At 72.1% G+C, this 19,563-nt stretch carries 19 protein-coding genes; 8 read left to right on the top strand and 11 right to left on the bottom strand.

Annotated elements, in window-relative coordinates; genetic code table 11:
- Positions 1-125: 125 nt before the first annotated feature.
- The 4 genes from AC3RJ7_RS07890 (at position 126) to AC3RJ7_RS07875 (ending at position 3,961) form a co-directional block, all read left to right on the top strand.
- Complete coding sequence (locus AC3RJ7_RS07890) at positions 126-1,646, top strand: ABC transporter permease (protein ID WP_491455282.1); 1,521 nt, start codon at positions 126-128, stop codon at positions 1,644-1,646.
- Between the two features lie 95 nt (positions 1,647-1,741).
- A complete protein-coding gene (locus AC3RJ7_RS07885; RefSeq protein WP_491456145.1) occupies positions 1,742-2,407 on the top strand; it encodes an ABC transporter ATP-binding protein in 666 nt (221 codons plus the stop codon).
- A 105-nt stretch (positions 2,408-2,512) separates the two neighbouring features.
- A complete protein-coding gene (locus AC3RJ7_RS07880) occupies positions 2,513-3,214 on the top strand; it encodes an amidase domain-containing protein (protein ID WP_491455281.1) in 702 nt (233 codons plus the stop codon).
- A gap of 54 nt (positions 3,215-3,268) precedes the next feature.
- Positions 3,269-3,961, top strand: coding sequence for an amidase domain-containing protein (locus AC3RJ7_RS07875; RefSeq protein ID WP_491455280.1), 693 nt, complete (start codon positions 3,269-3,271; stop codon positions 3,959-3,961).
- Between the two features lie 211 nt (positions 3,962-4,172).
- Here AC3RJ7_RS07875 and AC3RJ7_RS07870 read toward each other — a convergent pair whose 3' ends face one another.
- The 7 genes from AC3RJ7_RS07870 to AC3RJ7_RS07840 form a co-directional block, all read right to left on the bottom strand.
- Complete coding sequence (locus AC3RJ7_RS07870) at positions 4,173-5,186, bottom strand: sugar phosphate isomerase/epimerase family protein (protein WP_491455279.1); 1,014 nt, start codon at positions 5,184-5,186, stop codon at positions 4,173-4,175.
- Positions 5,183-6,052, bottom strand: a complete 870-nt coding sequence (locus AC3RJ7_RS07865; protein ID WP_491455278.1) for a sugar phosphate isomerase/epimerase family protein — start codon at positions 6,050-6,052, stop codon at positions 5,183-5,185. The genes AC3RJ7_RS07870 and AC3RJ7_RS07865 overlap by 4 nt, the downstream gene beginning before the upstream one ends.
- A 267-nt stretch (positions 6,053-6,319) precedes the next feature.
- Positions 6,320-7,525 carry a substrate-binding domain-containing protein gene (locus tag AC3RJ7_RS07860; RefSeq protein ID WP_491455277.1) on the bottom strand — a complete coding sequence of 402 codons (1,206 nt, stop codon included), beginning with the start codon at positions 7,523-7,525 and terminating at the stop codon, positions 6,320-6,322.
- Positions 7,525-8,679, bottom strand: coding sequence for an ABC transporter permease (locus AC3RJ7_RS07855; protein WP_491455276.1), 1,155 nt, complete (start codon positions 8,677-8,679; stop codon positions 7,525-7,527). The genes AC3RJ7_RS07860 and AC3RJ7_RS07855 overlap by 1 nt, the downstream gene beginning before the upstream one ends.
- A complete protein-coding gene (locus AC3RJ7_RS07850) occupies positions 8,676-9,755 on the bottom strand; it encodes an ABC transporter permease (RefSeq protein WP_491455275.1) in 1,080 nt (359 codons plus the stop codon). The genes AC3RJ7_RS07855 and AC3RJ7_RS07850 overlap by 4 nt, the downstream gene beginning before the upstream one ends.
- Positions 9,752-11,299: a sugar ABC transporter ATP-binding protein gene (locus AC3RJ7_RS07845; RefSeq protein WP_491455274.1), complete on the bottom strand. Its 1,548-nt coding sequence runs from the start codon at positions 11,297-11,299 to the stop codon at positions 9,752-9,754. Before AC3RJ7_RS07845 ends, AC3RJ7_RS07850 begins: the two co-directional genes overlap by 4 nt.
- Complete coding sequence (locus tag AC3RJ7_RS07840; protein ID WP_491455273.1) at positions 11,296-12,402, bottom strand: Gfo/Idh/MocA family protein; 1,107 nt, start codon at positions 12,400-12,402, stop codon at positions 11,296-11,298. The genes AC3RJ7_RS07845 and AC3RJ7_RS07840 overlap by 4 nt, the downstream gene beginning before the upstream one ends.
- 116 nt (positions 12,403-12,518) lie before the next feature.
- Here AC3RJ7_RS07840 and AC3RJ7_RS07835 point away from each other — a divergent pair, with 116 nt between their 5' ends.
- Positions 12,519-13,706 carry an ROK family transcriptional regulator gene (locus tag AC3RJ7_RS07835; RefSeq protein ID WP_491455272.1) on the top strand — a complete coding sequence of 396 codons (1,188 nt, stop codon included), beginning with the start codon at positions 12,519-12,521 and terminating at the stop codon, positions 13,704-13,706.
- Between the two features lie 168 nt (positions 13,707-13,874).
- Here the strand turns inward: AC3RJ7_RS07835 and AC3RJ7_RS07830 are convergent, their stop codons facing one another.
- Together AC3RJ7_RS07830 and AC3RJ7_RS07825 are read right to left on the bottom strand one after the other, a co-directional pair.
- The gene (locus AC3RJ7_RS07830) at positions 13,875-14,777 is read right to left on the bottom strand and encodes a sugar phosphate isomerase/epimerase family protein (RefSeq protein ID WP_491455271.1); all 903 of its coding nucleotides are present in this window, start codon (positions 14,775-14,777) and stop codon (positions 13,875-13,877) included.
- A gap of 279 nt (positions 14,778-15,056) precedes the next feature.
- Complete coding sequence (locus AC3RJ7_RS07825; protein WP_491455270.1) at positions 15,057-15,527, bottom strand: DUF1294 domain-containing protein; 471 nt, start codon at positions 15,525-15,527, stop codon at positions 15,057-15,059.
- Positions 15,528-15,576: 49 nt separating this feature from the next.
- On the opposite strand from AC3RJ7_RS07825, the gene AC3RJ7_RS07820 reads away from it, so the two are divergent.
- Positions 15,577-16,272, top strand: a complete 696-nt coding sequence (locus tag AC3RJ7_RS07820; protein WP_491455269.1) for a YqaJ viral recombinase family protein — start codon at positions 15,577-15,579, stop codon at positions 16,270-16,272.
- On the top strand, positions 16,269-17,072 hold the full coding sequence (locus tag AC3RJ7_RS07815) for an alpha/beta hydrolase (RefSeq protein WP_491455268.1): 804 nt from the start codon (positions 16,269-16,271) through the stop codon (positions 17,070-17,072). Before AC3RJ7_RS07820 ends, AC3RJ7_RS07815 begins: the two co-directional genes overlap by 4 nt.
- Positions 17,073-17,077: 5 nt before the next feature.
- Here AC3RJ7_RS07815 and AC3RJ7_RS07810 read toward each other — a convergent pair whose 3' ends face one another.
- Complete coding sequence (locus AC3RJ7_RS07810; RefSeq protein WP_491455267.1) at positions 17,078-17,758, bottom strand: Pr6Pr family membrane protein; 681 nt, start codon at positions 17,756-17,758, stop codon at positions 17,078-17,080.
- Positions 17,759-17,872: 114 nt separating this feature from the next.
- Here AC3RJ7_RS07810 and AC3RJ7_RS07805 point away from each other — a divergent pair, with 114 nt between their 5' ends.
- Positions 17,873-18,847, top strand: a complete 975-nt coding sequence (locus AC3RJ7_RS07805) for an NADP-dependent oxidoreductase (RefSeq protein ID WP_491455266.1) — start codon at positions 17,873-17,875, stop codon at positions 18,845-18,847.
- Positions 18,848-18,897: 50 nt separating this feature from the next.
- On the opposite strand, the gene AC3RJ7_RS07800 is transcribed toward AC3RJ7_RS07805, so the two are convergent.
- Positions 18,898-19,518: a hypothetical protein gene (locus AC3RJ7_RS07800; protein WP_491455265.1), complete on the bottom strand. Its 621-nt coding sequence runs from the start codon at positions 19,516-19,518 to the stop codon at positions 18,898-18,900.
- Positions 19,519-19,563: the final 45 nt, after the last annotated feature.

Below are 19,563 nucleotides of genomic sequence, written 5' to 3'. Positions count from 1 at the left end.
ATGCCTCGCCTGTGCGATTCCGGATGCCTCGGGCCGCGCAGCTCATGGCGGGGGCATAGCCGGGCCAAAGTCGCGCCACAGTGCGCGCTCGTACGGTCGCGACGACCCCCTACGAGAGGACCCCCATGTTCTTCACCTACCTCCGGCGCGAGCTCGCCGGCAGGCGCAGGCAGACCGCGATCATCGCGATCGGCATGGCGCTCGCCATCGCGCTCGTCATGATCGTGAACGCCGTCTCGACCGGCGTGCAGAACGCGCAGGCCCAGGTGCTGCAGTCCGTCTACGGCGTCGGCACCGACCTCACGGTGAGCGCCACGCCCGCCGCGCCCGGCGAGGGCGACGGCCCGCAGCGCTTCGAGTTCGGTGCCGACGACGGGCAGACCGCCGACGGCTCGACCTCGATCAGCCAGTCGCGCCTCACCTCGGGTCCGGGCTCGCAGACGTTCGATGCCTCCGCGCTCGAGACCGTCCAGGGCGTCGACGGCGTGGCGGCCGCGGCGGCCACGCTGTCGCTCGAGAACATCACGTTCTCGGGAGAGCTGCCCGACTTCTCCGCTCAGAGCGACGACCGGACGATGCCCGGCGGCGGCACCGACGGCCAGGCCCAGCAGCCCCCGCAGGGCGGTTTCGACGGCGCGGGCGGCAGCGCCTTCGACGTCGACCGCGTCACGGTGCTCGGCGTCGACCCGGCCGGCTCGGCCGTCGGCCCGCTCTCGTCGGTCGGGCTCGTCGAGGGGCGCGGCCTCGAGGCCTCCGACACCGGCCAGGCCGTCGCCGTGCTCGACTCGACGTACGCCACCGGCGCCGAACTCGGGGTCGGAGACACGATCGATCTCGGCGGCACCGAGTTCGAGATCGTCGGTACGGTCGCCTCGACCTCGGCCGACGCGACGACCGCGTCGAACGCGTACATCCCGCTCGACCTCGCGCAATCGCTGTCCGGCCAGGACGGCATGGTGAGCGACCTCTACGTGCAGGCGACGTCGAGCGACCGGATCGACGCCGTGCAGGCCGACATCGAGGAGGCACTGCCCGACACGACCGTGTCGACGCAGGCCGACCTCGCGGCGCAGGTGTCGGGATCGCTCTCGACGGCCTCGAGCCTCATCTCCAACCTCGGCCTCTGGATCTCGCTCGCGGTGCTCGTGGCCGCGTTCCTCATCGCGATCCTCTTCACGATCCAGGGCGTCACGCGCCGGACGCGCGAGTTCGGCACGCTCAAGGCGATCGGCTGGCGCAATGGCCGCATCGTCGGCCAGGTCGCGGGCGAGTCGCTCGTGCAGGGCCTCATCGGCGGGGCCGCGGGCCTCGTCTTCGGCCTCGTCGGCATCTGGGTCGTCAACGCGCTGGGTCTCACGCTCGGCGGCAGCGCGGGCGGCGTCACGGCGGGCGGGCCGGGCGGCGCCGCGGCGATACAGGGTTCGGATGCCTCGGGCACGATGCCCGGCGGCATGGCGGGCGGCCCGTTCGGCGCGAGCATGACGAGCTCCTCGAGCACCGAGGTCGTGTTGAGCGCGCCTGTGACCGTCGGCGTCATCGCGGTCGCGATCGGGCTCGCCCTGCTCGGTGGGCTGCTCGCCGGCGCGATCGGCGGCTGGCGGGCCTCACGGCTGCGCCCGGCCGAGGCGCTGCGGAGCGTCGCATGAGCCGCATCGACCTGCGGATCGGCCGCGGCGCCGGTTCCGAGGCATCCGTCATCGAGACCGAGCGGGCCGCGCCCGCCCGACCGAAGGGAACCCCCATGTACGTGCTCGAGAACGTCTCCAAGCAGTACCCCGGCAAGCGCACCGTCACGGCGCTGAAGAACGTCACGCTCGAGATCGGCTCGGGGCAGCTGGTCGCGATCCAGGGGCCGACGGGCGGCGGCAAGTCGACACTGCTGCAGATGCTCGGCGCGCTCGACCGGCCGACGAGCGGGCGGGTGCGGCTCGGCGATGCCGACATCTCGCACCTGCCCGACGCGAAGCTCGCCCGGGTGCGTGCGAAAGAGGTGGGCTTCGTCTTCCAGGGGTTCAACCTCATTCCGACGCTGACCGCGCAGGAGAACGTCGAGACCGCGCTCGAACCGCTCGGGGTGCCGGGGCCCGAGCGCCACCGCCGCGCCGCCGAGGCGCTCGCCGCCGTCGGGCTCGCCGACCGGGCGACGCACGTGCCGGGCGAGCTCTCGGGCGGCCAGCAGCAGCGCGTCGCGATCGCCCGGGCGCTCGTGAAGGAGCCCGACGTGCTGCTCGCCGACGAGCCGACGGGCGCCCTCGACGAGGAGACCCGCGACGAGATCCTCGGGCTCCTCGAGGGGCTGTGGCGCGACCGCGGCCTCACGCTCGTGATCGTCACGCACGACTCGGCGGTCGCGAAGCGCGCCGAACGGCGCCTCCACATCAAGAACGGCACGGTCACCGAGCGCTGACTGGGAGTGCCGCCGACCCGGATGCCTCGCCGGGACTCCCGGCGAGGCATCCGGGTCGCCCCCGTTCGGATGAAACGTGAAGGATCGATGACGTACCGTCGGACCGTGCCGCAGCCACACCGCCCCCGCACCCTCCCCCGTCGCGCCGTCCTGATCGGCGGCGGGGTCGTCGCCGTCACCGTGGCGGGCGGCGCACTCGCCTGGGCGCTCGCGACGCCGGCCGCCCCGGCGGCCTCGTCCGACTCCATCGGCGCGCCGACGGCCGAGGCGACGCCGCGGCCCACCCCGGCCGCCGCGGCCGCCTCGGTGGTCTCCGTGAGCCCGTCCGTGCGGGCGCAGCTGGACTACCTGCGCGCGCACTGGCAGGACACGTCGAGCGAGCAGTTCGGCTACATCGCCGAGAACGACTGCGTCAACTTCGCGAGCCAGGGCCTGCTCGCCCGCGGCTGGGCCGAAGACGACGAGTGGTGGTACTCGGCCGATGGCGACCCGTGGGCGTCGAGCGACGCGTGGATCAGCTCGACCATGCTGCGCGACTACCTCGAGGCGCATCCCGAGCGCGCGACCCCGCTCACCGACGCCGAGCGCGCGAAGGTGAAGCCGGGCGACCTCGTGCAGTTCGACTGGGACGGCTCGGGCGACCGGGACCACACCGGCACGGTCACCGCGGTCATCGTGCGCGACGACGGCACCGTCTCGATCGAGTACGCCGGCCACACCGACGCCACCTGGGATCGCACCGTCGACGAGGCGATCACGGAGATCCACCCCGGCGGCCTCGCCTACTACTGGAGCATCCCCGAGTAGCCGACACGCCGCTCCGCTCCTGGATGACGCACGCGGCGACGTACCGTGGAACCGATGAGCCAGCCCACCGAGCGTCCCTCCCCCGGCGTCTACCTCCGCCGACGCCTCATGGTCGGCGGCGCCCTCGTCGTCGTCCTCGGGCTCATCGCGTGGCTCGTCGTCGCGATCGTGACGGCGGCGGTGGCGGCCTCCGCCCCGACCGGGCCGGGCACGCAGGGCGGCAGCGGCAGCGATCCGAACTCGGCCGCGCTCGAGCTCGACCCCGAGCTGCCGGCGCCCGTGCTGCGCCAGCTCGAGTACGTGCGCGAGTACTGGGACGGCGCGAACGGGCAGTACGGCGTGCTCGGCGAGAACGACTGCGTGAACTTCGCGTCGCAGTCGCTCCTCGAGCGGGGCTGGGAGGTCGACGACGAGTGGTGGCACTCGACCGACGGCGACCCGTACGGTTCGAGCGACGCGTGGCGCTCGTCGACGATCTTCCGCGACTACCTCGCGGCGCACCCCGAGCGGGCGACCCCGCTCTCGGACGCGCAGCGCGCGAAGGTGGAGCCCGGCGACATCGTGCAGTTCGACTGGGACGCCTCGGGCGACCGCGACCACACGGCGATCGTGACGGCCGTCATCGAGGGTGAGGACGGCGAGGTCGACGTGTACTACGCGGGGCACACCGACGCGACCTGGGACCGCTCGGTCGACGACCACCCGAAGCATCCGAAGACGAAGGTGTACTACTGGTCGGTCGAGTAGGCGCGCAGCGCCGCACACGGTCGGTCGAGTAGGCGCGCAGCGCCGCACACGATCGGTCGAGTAGGCGCGCAGCGCCGCACACGGTCGGTCGAGTAAGCAGCGCCGCACACGGTCGGTCGAGTAGGCGCGCAGCGCCGTATCGAGACCTTCTGAGAGGTCCGGCGCCGTGGTCTCGATGCGCGCTTCGCGCTACTCGCCCGACCGCGTGCGCCTACTGGTTCGAGAAGGCCGCGTCGAACGAGGCGGTCGGCCGCGGGAAGAGCTTCGAGCGGATGAACCCGACCGCCTCGGCGGCGCCGTGCAGGCGGTCCATGCCGGCGTCCTCCCACTCGACCGAGATCGGACCCGTGTAGCCGATCGCGTCGAGCGCACGGAACGCGTCCTCCCAGGGGACGTCGCCGTGCCCCGTCGAGACGAAGTCCCAGCCGCGCCGCGGGTCGCCCCACGGCAGGTGCGAACCGAGGATGCCCGGCCGGCCCGTGGCCGGACGCATCCGCGTGTCCTTGCAGTCGACGTGGTAGATGCGGTCCTGGAAGTCCTGGATGAAGCCGACCGGGTCGATGCCCTGCCACATCATGTGCGACGGGTCCCAGTTGAAGCCGAACGCCTCGCGCCGGTCGACCGCCTCGAGGGTGCGCACGCTCGTCCAGTAGTCGTACGCGATCTCCGACGGGTGCACCTCGTGCGCGAAGCGCACACCCTCGGCGTCGAACACGTCGAGGATGGGGTTCCACCGGTTCGCGAAGTCCTCGTAGCCCGCGTCGATGACCGACGCCGGCACGGGCGGGAACATGGCGACGTACGGCCAGATCTTCGACCCGGTGAAGCCGACGACCGTGTCGACGCCGAGCTTGCGGGCGACCCGCGCGGCGCGCTTCATGTCGTCGCCGGCGCGCTGCCGCACGCCCTCGGGGTCGCCGTCGCCCCACGTGTACGGGCGCACGATCGCCTCGTGCCGGAAGTCGATCGGGTCGTCGCACACCGCCTGCCCGGTGAGGTGATTCGAGATCGCGAACACCTCGAGGCCGTGCCGCTTCAGGATCTCCCGCCGCTCGGCGAGGTAGCCGGGTTCCTCCTCCGCGAGCTTCAGGTCGAGGTGGTCGCCCGAGCAGGCGATCTCGAGCCCGTCGTACCCCCACTCCGCGGCCAGGCGCGCGACCTCGGCGAACGGCAGGTCGGCCCATTGCCCGGTGAAGAGCGTGACGGGGTGGCCCGCTTCGGTCATGATGATTCCCTTTCGTCCTGCAGTGCGGTCAGGTAGCGGATGCTTCGTGCCGCGAGTTCGTCTTGCGAGGGGGCGAGCGGGCGCCAGACCGAGGCGGCGACCGCGATGGTGGCGTTCTCGCCGGTGAAGCTCTCGAGGCCGAGCGCCCCGGCGTAGCCGACGTCGTCGAGCGCGTCGAGGAAGGCGGGCCAGTCGACGTGGTCGTCGCCGACGGCGCCCCGGTCGTTTCCGCACACCTGCACGTAGGCGAGGTGCGGGCCGGCGGCGCGGATCGCGTCGCCGATCGACTTCTCCTCGATGTTGAGGTGGTAGCTGTCGAGCGCGAGCCCGAGGCCCGGCCCGAGCAGCGGCCCGAGCGCCTCGAGTGCCTGCTCGACGGTGTTCACGAGACTCGTCTCGTAGCGGTTCAGGGGCTCGATCGCGAGCCGGACGTCCCGGGCCTCGGCCTTGCGCACGAGCGGTGCGAGGCTCACCCTGAGCTCGCGGTACCGGGCCTCGCGCTCCTCGGCGTCCATGCGCCAGGCGCGGCCCGTCGCCGCCGTGAACGGGCCCGCGACGACGGGCGAGCCGAGCCGGTCGGCGACGTCGAGGCAGTGCACGAGGTAGTTCTGCGTCGCGACGATCTCGGAGCCGGGCGCCGCGACGAGGTTGCGGCCGGGGCCCATCGCCCCGATGACGACGGGGTCGAGGCCGTGCTCGCGGAGGATCTCCGCCGCGGCATCCGCCGACCAGTCGCCGGGGTTCTCGACCGGCAGCTCGATCGCGCCGAACCCGAGCGCCGCCGCCTTCGCGGCGAGCCCGGGCAGGTTGTCGTCGGTGAGGGGCGACGCCCACACCCAGGTGTTCACGCCGATGGTGCGGCGCATGCTGCCTCCTTGCAGAACTCCGTCGTGAACCCGGTCGGTCGAGTAGGGAGCGAAGCGAGCGTATCGAGACCACGATGGTGCGTGTGGTCTCGATGCGCGCTCCGCGCCACTCGACCGACCGACCGGAAACCCCGTCGGTCGAGTAGGGAGCGAAGCGAGCGTATCGAGACCACGATGGTGCGTGTGGTCTCGATACGCGCTTCGCGCTAGGTTTCGATACGGCGCTTCGCGCCTACTCAACCCACCGCTCGACCGACAGGTGGCGGGTTACGGGATGACCCGGTCCTCCCAGACCTGCGGGTAGCCCGGCAGGTCCTCGCCGCCGAACTTCGCGTAGTGGCCGTCGGGCATGTTCTCGTTGAGCGCGAGGTACTCGTCGACCTCCTCCGCGGTGATCGGCGACTGCGGCAGCACCCACTCCTGCGGCACCTCCTCGCCGGCGAAGATCTTCTCCGCGGCGAGCAGCGGCGTGCGCCACTGGAAGTTCGAGTAGACCGGAGCGAGGCCGGTCAGCCCGGTCTCCTTCCACTTGCGGAGGAACGACATCTCGTCCTCGCCCGTCATCACGGGGTAGTCGACGCCGGCGTCCTCGAACGCCTCGATGGCCGCGACGGCGCCGTCGCCGGCGTCCATCCACACGCCCTGCACGTCGCCCTTGGCGAGCTCGTCGGAGATGATCTTCTTGATCTCGGCGGGGTCGGCGCCCGTGAAGTAGTCCACGGCCTCGATGCCGGCCTCGTCGAACAGCTTCTCGGCGGCGGCCCAGCGCTGCTCGAGCACGTCGACGCCCGGCAGGATGCGGAGCGCCACGACCTTGTCGCCCTCATCCAGCTCCTCGATGAGGAACTCGGCCGTGTCGATGCCCCACGCGAATCCGCCGATCGGGTGGATGAACGTGACGGGGCAGTCGGTCTGCACGCCGCGGTCGAACACGATCACGGGCTTGCCCGTGTCGCAGGCGCGCTCGACGGCCGGCGTCATCGCCGCCGTGGAGTTCGGCGAGATGATGAAGACGTCGCAGTTGCCTTCGTTGATGAAGTAGTCGATGTCGGCGATCTGCGTGTCGTCGGAGTCCTGCGCGTCACGGGTCTCCATCTCGCTGATGACGCCCGACTCCTGCAGCACCTTCAGCTGCTCGTTCATCGTGATCCAGCCGGTCTGGCGCCACGGGTTCGAGATCGAGGCGTTGGCGAAGCACGCCTTCTTGGCGCCCTCGCTCGCGAACTCGGACGTGTCGACCATCTCGGCGTTGATGTGCTGCAGCCACGGCTGGTCCTCGGGGCCCTCGGGCACGACGTCGCGCTCGGCGTCCTGCTTGTCGAAGAGCTCCTGGTCGAACCACTCGACGGCCTCCTCCGTGGCGCCGGCGTCATCCGTCGGCGCGGTCACGTTGGGGTCGGTGGTACAGCCGGCCATCGTCAGCAGCGCGAGGGCGCCGACCATTGCGGATGCCACCGCATACCTGCGTCGCATCACGAACCTCCCTTGGTTTCGTTGTCAGCCCTCGACGTCGAGGGAATGGGTGCAGGGCGAGCGGATGCCTCGGCATCGCGCTCCTCCGCCGGTGCCGGCGAAGTCTGGGTCGCCGCTTCGGGCGAAGTCTGGGATGCCTCGAGGCCCTTGCCGCGCCGGCGGGCGCGGAAGGTGGTCGCCGAGTACGCGACCGCGAGGATGATGATCGCGCCCTGCACCGCGTCGCGGTACGTCGACGGCACGCCGGCGAAGTTGAGCAGGGTGAAGAGCGCCTCGAGCGCGAACGCGCCCGCCGCGGCCGCGACGACCCAGCCGCGCCCGCCGCCGAGCACGACTCCGCCGAGCACGACCGCCGTGATCGCGGTGAACTCGTAGCCGCGGCCGACGGAGGGGTGCACGCCCGCGTAGCCGACGAGCAGCACGCCCGCGACCGTCGCCGAGAGCGACGAGATGATGAACGTCGACGTCTTCACCCACCAGTTGCGGGTGCCCGAGAACCGGGCGGTCGTCGAGTTGTCGCCGAGGGCGATGATGGTCCGGCCGAACGGCCGCTTCGAGAACCAGATCGCAGCGGCGAGCACGATCGCGAGCACGAGCACGGACCACGGCAGGATGTCGATGACGGGGAGGTCGCGGATGCCGCCGCGCCCGATCTCGCGGAAGCCGTCGGCCGGGTTGCCGGTCGCGGCGCCACCAGTCCAGTAGAGGGTGCCGCCGAGCAGGGCGAGCATCATGCCCAGGGTGACGATGAAGCTCGGCACCTTGAGGAACGACACGATGAGGCCGTTGACAAGGCCGACGAGGGCGCCGAACCCGAGCATGAGCGCGAGGACGGGCAGCGACTTCGCGTCGTCCTGGCCGATGAGGTTGCCGGCGATCACGACCTGCGCGGTCACGACCGACCCCATGGAGAGGTCGAACTCGCCGCCGACGATGACGAAGTACTGGCCGATCGCGACGATCGCGACGGGCGCCACCCGCTGGATGAAGCGGATGAACTGGCCCGGCTCGGCGAACGACGGGTTGAGCAGCGTGATCGCGACGAGCAGCACGATGAGCAGCAGGAACACGGCACCGCGCGGGCTCACGAGCGCGCGGCCGAGGTCGGCGAGACGCTGCCCGAAGCCTGGGCGCTCGCTCGTGACGGCGGTCATGCGCGGGCCTCCGCTCGTTCGGCGCTTCCGTTGCCCGAGTCGCTGCCGGGGTTCGTCGACGGTGGCGGTGCGTTCGTGAACCTGGGCCTGCGCCGGTCGACCGACCGGCTCGTGTAGACGGCGACGGCGGCGACGATGACGATGCCGCGCACGACGTCCTTGAGGAACGGGTTCACCTGCATCACGCTCATGACGTTGTCGACGACGGCGAAGATCGCGACGCCGCCGATCGTGCCCCAGATCGAGCCGCGGCCGCCCATGAGCAGGGTGCCGCCGAGCACGACCGCCGCGATCGAGAGCAGGTCGTACCCGCCCTGCGTGCCGACGACGGGGCTGCCGACGCCGAGGCGGCTCGCGAGCAGGAGACCGGCGAGCGCCGCCGTGATCGAGCACAGCACGTGCGCGACGATGAGGGGGCGAGCGGTGCGGATGCCCGAGAGTCGTGCGACCTGCTCGTTGCCGCCGACGGCGAACATGTGGTTGCCGGTGCGGGTGCGGGCGAGGAAGAAGGCCCCGGCGAGCGCGACCAGCAGCATGAGCAGGGTCGACACCGGGATCGGGCCGATGCCCGTCGCGCCGATGAGCTGGAACTCCCACGGCACCTGCCCGCTCGTGCCCTTGTAGTTCGAGTCGAGGTAGCCCTTGATGATGAGGCCGGTGCCGAGGGTCGCGATGAAGCCGTTGACCTTGAGCTTCGTGACGATGAGGCCGTTCGCGAGTCCGATGACCGCCGCGACGACGATGACCGCGGCGACCGCCATCGGGATGTTCGCGGGGTTGCCCGCCATGAGGTCGGCCGCGATGAGGCTCGACAGGCTCACCACGTACGGCACCGACAGGTCGAGCGAGGCGCACAGGATGACGAGCGTCTGGCCGATGGCGACGAAGCCGAGCACGCTCATGCCGGTGAGGATGTCGCGGATGTTGCCGGCGCTGAAGAAGTTGCGCCCGTCGAGGGCGACGAGGATCGCACCCACGACGATGACGGCGATGAGCGCGATGCCCACGATGAGGCTCGAGTCGAGACGGCGCCGGCGCGGCTTCGCCGTGCGCGCGGTCGGGGTGGTCGTGCTCATCGCAGCTCCTCCCCGCCCACGCGGAGTGTGCCGGTCGCCGCGCCGAGGATGGTCGCCTCGTCGCTGCGCGCGGGCAGCTCGGCCGACGCGCGGCCGTCGTGCATGACGATGATGCGATCGGACATGCCGATCACCTCGGGCAGTTCGGAGGAGATCATGAGGATGGCGACCCCTTCGTTCGCGAGCCGGCGCATGAGCGTGTAGACGGCGACCTTCGCGCCGACGTCGATGCCGCGGGTCGGCTCGTCGAGGAGCACCACACGGGGCTTCGTGGCGAGCCACTTCGCGAGCACGACCTTCTGCTGGTTGCCGCCCGAGAGGTACTGCACCTCCTGGTCGAGACCCCGTGAGGTGAGCTCGAGCGACGAAAGCACGCCGGGCAGTTCGCGCCGGGTCTCGCGGGTGCGCCGCGAGAAGACCGAGCGGATGACGAGCAGCGCGTTGTCGGCGATCGACTGGTTGAGCGCGAGCCCCTGGGCCTTGCGGTCCTCGGTGATGAGCGCGACGCCTCGCTTCACGGCCTGCCGCGCCGAGGTGATCTGCACGGCCTCGCCGTCGAGGCGCAGCTCGCCGCGCGTGAACGGCACGATGCCGAAGACCGCCTCGACGAGCTCGGTGCGACCGGAGCCCTGCAGTCCCGCGACGCCGACGATCTCGCCGGCGCGCAGTTCGAGGTCGACGCCGTCGACGTACGCGTTGCCGGCGGCACGCAGTTCGAGGCGGGGTTCGCCGAGCACGGTGCCGGGCTCGGGGTCGGGGAAGTAGGCGGAGATCGGCCGGCCGACCATGCGGCGCACGAGCTCGTCGGTGTCGAGCTCGGCGGCGGGGCCGGTCGAGACGAGCGCGCCGTCCTTCAGCACCGTGATCGTGTCGCAGAGGTCGAAGATCTCCTTGAGCCGGTGCGACACGTAGAGGATGGCGACGCCCCGCGCCTGCAGGCGGCGGACGATCGCGTAGAGCAGCTCGACCTCGTGATCGGCGAGCGCGGCGGTCGGCTCGTCCATCTGGATGACCCGCGCGTCGACCGACAGCGCCTTCACGATCTCGACGATCTGCTGCTCGGCGACGGTGAGGGTGCGCACCGGGGCGTCGGCGTCGATCGAGTCGATGCCGAGCTCGGCGAGGAGCGCCCGCGTCTCGGCGAGCATGGCCTTGCGGTCGACGAGGCCGCGCCGCTTCGGCTCGCGGCCGAGGAAGACGTTCTGCGCGACGGTGCGCTCGGGGAGCAGGTTGAACTCCTGGAAGACCGTCGCGAGTCCGGCCCGGGCGGCCTGCACGGGGTGCGTGAACGCGACCTCCTCGCCGCCGAGGCGCACGGTGCCCGCGTCGCGCTCGTAGACGCCCGCGAGGATCTTCATGAACGTCGACTTGCCGGCGCCGTTCTCGCCGACGAGGCCGTGCACCTCGCCGGCGCGCAGCGTCAGGCCGACGCCGCGCAGGACGGTCACGCCGAAGAAGGACTTCTCGAGCCCCTCCGCGACGAGCACGGGCTCGCCGACCGCGACGTTCGATGCGGGCGCGCCAACGGGGGTCGGGTCGCTCATGCCGGGACCTCCACCCAGTCGCGACGGTCGGCCGAAGCGAGCACGGCCTCGGTGACGCGCACCGCGCGCAGTCCGTCGTCGAACACCGGCAGCCCCTCGGGCGGCGTGCCGTCGATCGCGGCGTAGGCGTCGGCGACGAACGCGTTGAACGCGTCCTGGTAGCCCATCGGATGGCCGGCGGGCACGAGCGAGAGCCGAGCCGCATCGGGCGCGAGCCGGGCCGGGTCGCGCTCGACGATGCTCGAGGCCCCGGTGCGCCCGATCCAGAGCGTGTCGGGGCGCTCCTGCTCGAATCGCACGCTCGCCCCGGTGCCGGAGAGCTCGATCGTCAGGGCGTTCTTGCGCCCGGGTGCGACCTGCGAGACGAGCAGCGTGCCGAGCGCACCGGAGGCGAACTCGACGACGAGCGCGACGAGGTCTTCGGTGTCGACTGACGAGTGGGTCGACCGCTCGGCGTAGACGGTGCTGGTCGAGGCGCTGAGCCGGGCGATGCGCTCGCCCGCGACGAACTCGACGAGGTCGACGAGGTGCGAGCCGATGTCGGCGAACGCGCGCGACGGGCCGCCGAGCGCCGAGTCGACGCGCCAGTCGTCGTCGCCGGGGGTCGCGAGCCAGTCCTGCAGGTACGCGCCGTGCACGCTCAGCAGGCGTCCCGTCTCGCCGGCGGCGACCCGCGCCCGCGCCTCGCGCACCATCGGGTGGAAGCGGTAGACGAACGGCACGGCGGCCACGAGCCCGCGGTCGGCCGCGAGCCCGGCGAGTGCCGAGGCATCCGCCGCGGACGTGGCGAGCGGCTTCTCGCAGACCACGTGCTTGCCCGCCTCGAGCGCCGCCCGGGCGAAGCGGGCGTGCGTCGTGTTCGGGGTGCAGATGTGCACCACGTCGATGGCGGGGTCGGCGAGCAGGGCTTCGAAGGTGTCGTATGCGGCACCGAGGCCGAGGCGCTCGGCGGCCGCGGCGGCTCGTGCGGCCGAAGACGACGCGGCGCCGACGAGGTCGGCTCCTGCGGCGCGGGCGGCACGCGAGTGCACTGCGGCCATGAAGCCGCCACCGACGAAGCCGGCACGTCGCGTGCGGGCCGGGGCGATGACGTCCGTTGTCATGCGGACATCGTGACACACGATCGGCAACTTTTGCTAGTCCCCCGTCAAAAGTCGCATGTTCGACATCAGCTAGTTCCGATGCCGTTCAACGAAGACGGTGTGCTTTACTCAGTTGCATGGTGGACATCAGCCGGGGCTCCGCACTCGGCACCTCGGGGGCGAGCGAGCTGTTCCAGCTCCTGCGCGACGGCGCTCCGCGCACGCGCGCCTCCCTCGCGCAGTCGACCGGCCTCGCCCGTTCCACGATCGCGGCGCGCGTCGACGAGCTCATGCGACTGGGCCTCGTCAGCCCGGTGGCCGACGCGGCATCGACCGGCGGGCGCCCGCCCTCGCAGTTCGCGCTCAATCCCTCGGCGCGCATCGTGCTGGCCGCCGATCTCGGCGCCTCGCACGCGACGCTCGCCGTCACCGACCTCGCGGGCACCGTCCTCGTCGAGCACTCCGAACGCAAGGACATCGCGCTCGGCCCTGAGGCGGTCCTCGGCTGGATGGTCGAGGCCGGCCTCGCGCTCATCGAGGGACTCGGTCGCGACCGCAAGGACCTCGTCGCGATCGGCATCGGCGTTCCGGGCCCCGTCGAGCACTCGACCGGCCGACCCGTGAACCCGCCGATCATGCCCGGCTGGGACCGCTTCGACGTGCCGGGCTGGGTGCAGCAGCACCTCGAGGTGCCCGTGCTCGTCGACAACGACGTCAACATCATGGCCCTCGGCGAGCGCGCGCTCGCGTGGCCGCAGGTCGAGCACCTCATGTTCGTGAAGGTCGCGACCGGCATCGGCTCGGGCATCATCTCGGGCGGGCTCCTGCAGCGCGGCGCCCAGGGCATCGCCGGCGACATCGGGCACGTTCGCGTCGCGCGCGGCAGCGACGTGCCCTGCCACTGCGGCAACCGGGGATGCCTCGAGGCCCTCGCCTCCGGCCCGGCCATCGCCCGCGCGCTGCGCGAGCAGGGGGTCGACGCGGCGTCGGGCGGCGACGTGGTCGAGCTGGTCAAGCGCGGCGACATCGACGCCATCCAGGCGGTGCGCCAGGCCGGTCGCGACATCGGCGAGGTGCTGACCGCGTGCGTGAGCCTCGTGAACCCCTCGGTCATCGCGATCGGCGGCTCGATGGCCCGGGCCGGCGAGCACCTCATCGCGGGCGTGCGCGAGGTCGTCTACACCCGCTCGATGCCGCTCGCGACGGAGCACCTCGCGATCGTGCAGTCGGCCGCCGCCGAGAACGCGGCCGTGCTCGGGGCGAGCATGCTCGCGATCCACCACGTGCTCTCGCCCGAGGGCATCGACGCGCTCGCCGCGCGCTGACCCGCGGCATCCCCGACCGCCCGACCTCGCCGCCTGCCGAAGATCGCCCGCCCGCGTCGTCGCGTGCGCGATCCAGGAGCTCGGGCGTGTCGCCCACGTGTCGCGCGCCGACGCGCCGCGGACGCCCCTCCGTGCTGAATCGCACACGGGAGGGGCGTCGGCGGGACGTCAGAATCGCAGGTCGCGGAGGTAGTCGTACCCGACCTCGGCGGTCTGCAGCAGGGTGACGTCGGGGGTGTCGTTCTCGACGATGTACTCCTCGACGGCGTGCGCCCGGAAGATGCGGGCGAAGTCGATCGTGCCGGTGCCGAGGTCGGCCATGTCGCCGCCCGCGTGCCGGTCCTTCACGTGGAACTGGCGCACGCGCTGCGGTGCCGCGGCGATGACGTCGATCGCGAACTGCTCGGGATCGGCGGCGCCGTCGCCGCTCTGGATGCCGCCCGTGACCGCCCAGTACAGGTCGATCTCGAGGTGCACGAGGGCCGGGTCGAGCCGGTCGGTGAGCACCTGCCACGGGGTGAGTCCGCCGCCGAGGTCGGTCGTGAACTCGTGCGCGTGGTTGTGGTACCCGTAGGCGATGCCGTACGAGGCGGCGGCCTGCGCCTCGGCGTTCATCGTGTCGGCGAGCTGCTGCCAGGCGGAGAGCTCACCCGAGGCGAAGTACGGCACGTTGAGGTACCGCTGCCCGAGCGTCGCCGCATTCTCGAGCTTCTGCTCGAGGGCCGCGGCGTCGGCCGACGGGCCGTCGTGCGACGACGACGCCCAGACGCCGATCTCGTCGTAGAACGACCGCAGTTCGGCGGCGGTGCGGCCGAAGTAGCCGAGCGCCTGCTCGACGCGCGGGTAGCCCATGTCGGCGATCGCGCGGAGCGTCGTGTCGTAGTCCCCGGGGCCCCAGGGAGCGCCGAGGCCCTCCCGCACCGTCCACAGCTGGATGCTGATCTTGCCCGGCGGCACCCGCTTCCACGGCCGCGGCGCCACGCCCGCCGCGGCCGGCGCCGCGCCGGCCGAGAACGTCGCGGCCGCCGCCGTCGCGCCCAGTGCGCCGAGGAGGAGTCCGCGTCGGCTCACGCCGCGCTCGCCCAGTGATGCGCGAAGCGCGCCCGTCCCGTCATGCCCGTAGCACATGCTGTTTCCTTCCGTCTCGTCGTCGAGAGTTCCGTGCTCGAACACTGTCGCCTACTTTTGTCGTCGCGTCAATCAAAAGTCGTTCGACGAGATCTCAGAAGTTGCTTATGAATCACCCGAAGAGAGTTCGGGCGCGTTCGTGCGCCGCGGCATCGGCGAGCGCCGACGACCGGAGGGCGACCGACTACCGCGAGCCGGTGGCCACGACACGCGCCTTCGTCGCTACCCGACCGACTCCAGCCAGGCGACGAGGGCGGCGGCCACGAGCACGTTGACGACGACGCCCGCCCAGAACACGCGGCGGAAGCTGCGTTTGCGGGTCTTGTGCCGGAACCACTGCTGCGCGACGAGCGCGCCCGGCCACCCGCCGACCGCGTCGACGAGGTGCAGGGTGCGCTCGGACACACGCTGCGAGCCCCGCTTCGCGGCGAGCTTGTCGAGCCCGTACGCCGAGAACGCGACGAGCGACACCGCGCCGTACCAGGCCGCGATCCACCACGGCGCGATCCCGGTGCCCACGGCGGCTGCGACGAGCACGGCGAACGCCGCGAGCACGCCCCAGCTCAGCGCGGCGGGCAGCGGGCGCGACAGGTCGCGGTCGGCGAGCGGCTTCGACGCGGCCGCGGCGCGACCGTTCGATCGGGATGCCGCGGGGCGGGCGCCGCGCGCGGCGGTCGTCGATTCACGTGCCATGCCGTCGATCGTACGGTGGCTGCCGGTGGCGGCGAGTACGCTCGAAGCCGTGCCAGAACCGTTCGCCCTCTTCGACCTCGAGGGCGACACGTGGGCTCCCCCGCCCGAACCCCGGCCGAGGCATCCGCACGAGACCCGCGTCGTCGCCGACTCGAGCGACCGCGTCGCCTGGCTGCGCGCCCGCTCGCAGGGCATCACCGCGACCGACGCCGCGAAGCTCGCGACCCGCGAATCGGTGCGCACCGCCGCCCACGAGAAGCTGCACGGCTCGCGGCACAGCTTCGGCGGCAGCCGCTACACCGACCACGGCCGTGCCCGCGAACCCGTCATCGCCGAGTGGGCGAAGCGCACGCACGGGCTCGAGGGCTCGACCCTCCTCTTCCACGCCGAGGCCGAGCGCCGGCACCTCGCGACGCCCGACGGACTGCGGGTCGCACCGAACGGCGCGCTCGAGCTGTGCGAGATCAAGACGACCTCGAAGCCCTGGCGAGGCATCCCGCGCGGGTACCTCAGGCAGGTGTGGTGGCAGCAGTACGTGCTCGGCGCCGAGCGCACCCTCGTCGTGTGGGAGGAGCACGCCGACTTCGTGCCCGTCGACGACGAGCCGAAGTGCCGCTGGGTCGACCGCGACGACGACCAGATCGCGATCCTCGTCGGGCTCGCGAACGAGCTGCTCGCCGCGATCCGGCCCGATCCGCAGGCGGTCGATCCCCGTTCCTACTACCGGCCGGGCGCCCTCGCGTGACGACGCTCCTGCTGCACGGACTCGGTGCCGACCGCCGGCAGCCGCTCGAGCTCTTCGCCCCGGCGGTTCGCGCCGTCGCGGGCGACGACGAACTCGTGATCGCGCCCGACGTGCGCGCCCACGGCGGGTACCTCACGGTCGGCGAGCCGGAGGACTTCGCGATCGACCGGCTCGCGGCCGAGATCGCGGCCACCACCCGGTCGCAGATCATCGACGCGACCCGACGCGAACCCGACGACGGCGCACCGCTCACCGTCGTCGGGGTCTCGATGGGCGCCGCGATCGCGATGCGGCTCGTGCTCGGCGGCCTGCTGCCGATCGATCGGGCCGTCTTCGTGCGACCGGCGTTCGACGACCGCTCGCTGCCCGACAACCTGCGCCCGTTCCCCGTGATCGGGCAGCTGCTCATCGACGCCGGGCCCGCGGGCGCGGAGGAGTTCCGCGAGCGCGACGTCTACCAGCGGATCGCCGCCGAGTCGCCCGCCGGCGCGAAGGGGCTGCTCTCGCAGTTCACGTCGCCCGACGCGGCGCGCCGCGCGATGCGACTCGTCGAGATCCCCCGCAACCGCGCGTTCTCGAGCGACGCCGAGCTCGGCGGGGTCTCCGCCCGAGGCATCCGCTCGCTCGTGATCGCCGCGCCCCGCGACCCGGTGCATCCGGTGCCGATCGCCGAGCGCTGGGCCGGCGCGCTCGGCGCACCGCTGGCGATGCTCACCGAGCGCGACGCCGGGCAGGCGCGGCAGAACGCGGTGCTCGCCGAGCACCTCACCCGCTGGCTCGAGCACGCCCGCCGCGGCTGATTCGCTCAGCCCGCTTCGACCGCGACGACCGGGGATGCCTCGGCGCGGCGACCCGCGTACGGCCACGCCGTGCGGCTGATCGCGATGACCCCGGCGCCCACCAGCAGGATGAACGCGGCGATCGCGACGATGTAGACGAGCACGCCGTCGTAGCCGACGCCCGGTGCGACCGACGGGTTCAGGAACGGGTACGGGTACCACCCGACGATCGACCCGCGGATCATCGTGTAGGCCGCCCACGCGAGCGGGAACAGCGCCACCGTCCACAGGCGCCGCCAGGGCACGAGACGGCGCCCCGGCGCGAACACCCAGTCGAGGAGCACGTAGAGCGGGGCCCACACGTGGAGGATCTCGTTCGACCACGGCAGCGTCGTCGCCTGGTCGAGCGAGATGTCGCGCAACAGCGTGTTGTAGACGACGAACGTGGTCGTCATGTACGCGGTCGCGCAGACACGCACCACCGTGAACGCCTCGCCGTCGATCGGTCTCCGGAACGCGACCCACGCGCCGACGATCAGCACGACGGCGGCGAGCGCGTTGGAGAGGATCGTGAAGAAGCTGAAGAAGTTGACCACGAAGGCCGCGGGGTCCTCGACGAGCGAGAGGCTCTTCGCGAACTGGCCGACGATCGCGATGACGATGAGCGCGGCGGCCAGCAACCGAAGCACCCCGAAGACCCGACGCATCCTGCTCCCCTCGTGACGGCGCGCCCCGGCGGTCGAGTCCCGTGCCCGGGCTGCTCGTCGCGGCGCTGAGTGCAGCCTAGCGATGGCGGCATGATGGAGACGGGAGGACGACGCATGACGCAGACGATGCAGGCCCTGGTGATCGACCGAACGGGCCACGCCGACGAGCTCCACCTGGCCGAGGTGCCGAGGCCCTTGCGCGTGAGCGACGAAGTGCTCGTTCGGGTCGTCGCCGCGAGCGTCAACCCGATCGACGTGAAGACCCGTGCCGGGCGCGGCACCGCTGCGGCGATTGCGGGCTTCCCGATCGTGCTCGGCCACGACTTCGCCGGCGTCGTCGAGCAGGTGCCGTACGCCGCCCACCCGTTGCAGCCCGGCGACCGCGTCTACGGCATGGGCCGGGTACCGCGCACGGGCGGCAGCTTCGCCGAGTTCATCAGCGTGAGCTCGATGAGCGTCGCCCCGATGCCCGCCTCGCTCGACTTCGCGCACGCCGCAGCCGTGCCGCTCGCGGCGCTCACGGCGTGGGGCGCCGTCGTCGACACGGCGCGCGTGCACGACGGCCAGCGCGTGCTCGTGCACGCCGGCGCCGGCGGCGTGGGGCATTTCGCCGTACAGTTCGCGGCGTACTTCGGCGCGGTGGTCACGACGACCGGCTCGACGCGCAACGCCGAGTTCCTGCGCGGCCTCGGCGCCCACCGGGTCATCGATTATGCGAACGAGCGGTTCGAGGAGGTCGCGCGCGACCAGGACGTCGTGATCGACCTGATCGGCAACGTGAAGGATGACACGGGCACGCGCTCGCTCGACGCACTGCGCCCCGGCGGGCTCCTCGTCAACGTGCCGACCGGGTCGTGGCCGACGATGCGCGAGGACGCGCAGGCCCGCGGCATCCGCGCCACCGGTTACTCGGTCTCGCCCGACGCCCGCACCCTCGCGGTCATCACCCGCCTCATCGACGACGGGGCCGTGCGCGTGCACGTCGACCGCGAGTTTGCGCTCGCCGACGGCGCGGAGGCGAACCGCATCGTCGAGGCCGGGCACGTGCGCGGCAAGGTCGTGCTGCGCGTCGCGCCCGATCCCGCCTGATCCCGGCGCCGTCGGCGACGGTCACGCGCCGACGGCCGCGGAGGCGGCGGTCACGCGGTTGGTGACAGCGTCACCGTGGTGTCGCGACGACGCAGGCCGCCGCCGAACCGACGCCGAACCCGGAACGACGCCGTGATCTCGACCGGCTCGAGTCGCGCGCGCTCGAGGGCGGCGCGGTCGGCGGTCGTCGCGAGAACGCGCACGGAACCGTCGTCGCGCGTGCACTCGAGCGTCGTCGAGCCGAACACGCGCGGGCCGACCCGCACCGAGAACCGGTACCCGTCGATCAGGCCGACCACCTCGAACGTCTGCGCCTCGATCCGTGCGACCGACTCGAGCTGCCTGGCGGAGAGATCCGTGTCGGCCCGACGCGCCTCCGCCACGGACTCGAGCTCGAAGAAGTCGCCGCGGGGGCGCAGCCGACGATCGAGATCCGCCCGGCCGTGCCTCGGCAGCACGGCCTGCTCGTTGCCGTCGACCTCGAACGCGGAGGTGTCGACGTGCATCCGGAGCAGCACGTACCCGACGTCGAGCCCGGCGCCCGCGACCTCGACGCGCGCCCAGCTGAAGCCGTCGCTGTAGGGCGTGCGGACGAGTTCGACGACGCCCCGCCCGTCACCGCGGTAGAGGGCCGCTGGGTGGGCGAACTCGAGGTCGCGAACGCGAGTCATACGTGCATTCTGCCCGTGACGGGGTTGGTACGGCTGTTGTGCCCG

It is taken from the genome of Agromyces solani (assembly GCF_058349925.1).
Note: the sequence above shows the minus strand (reverse complement) of the source record. Positions and strands in the feature narration are given on the sequence as shown.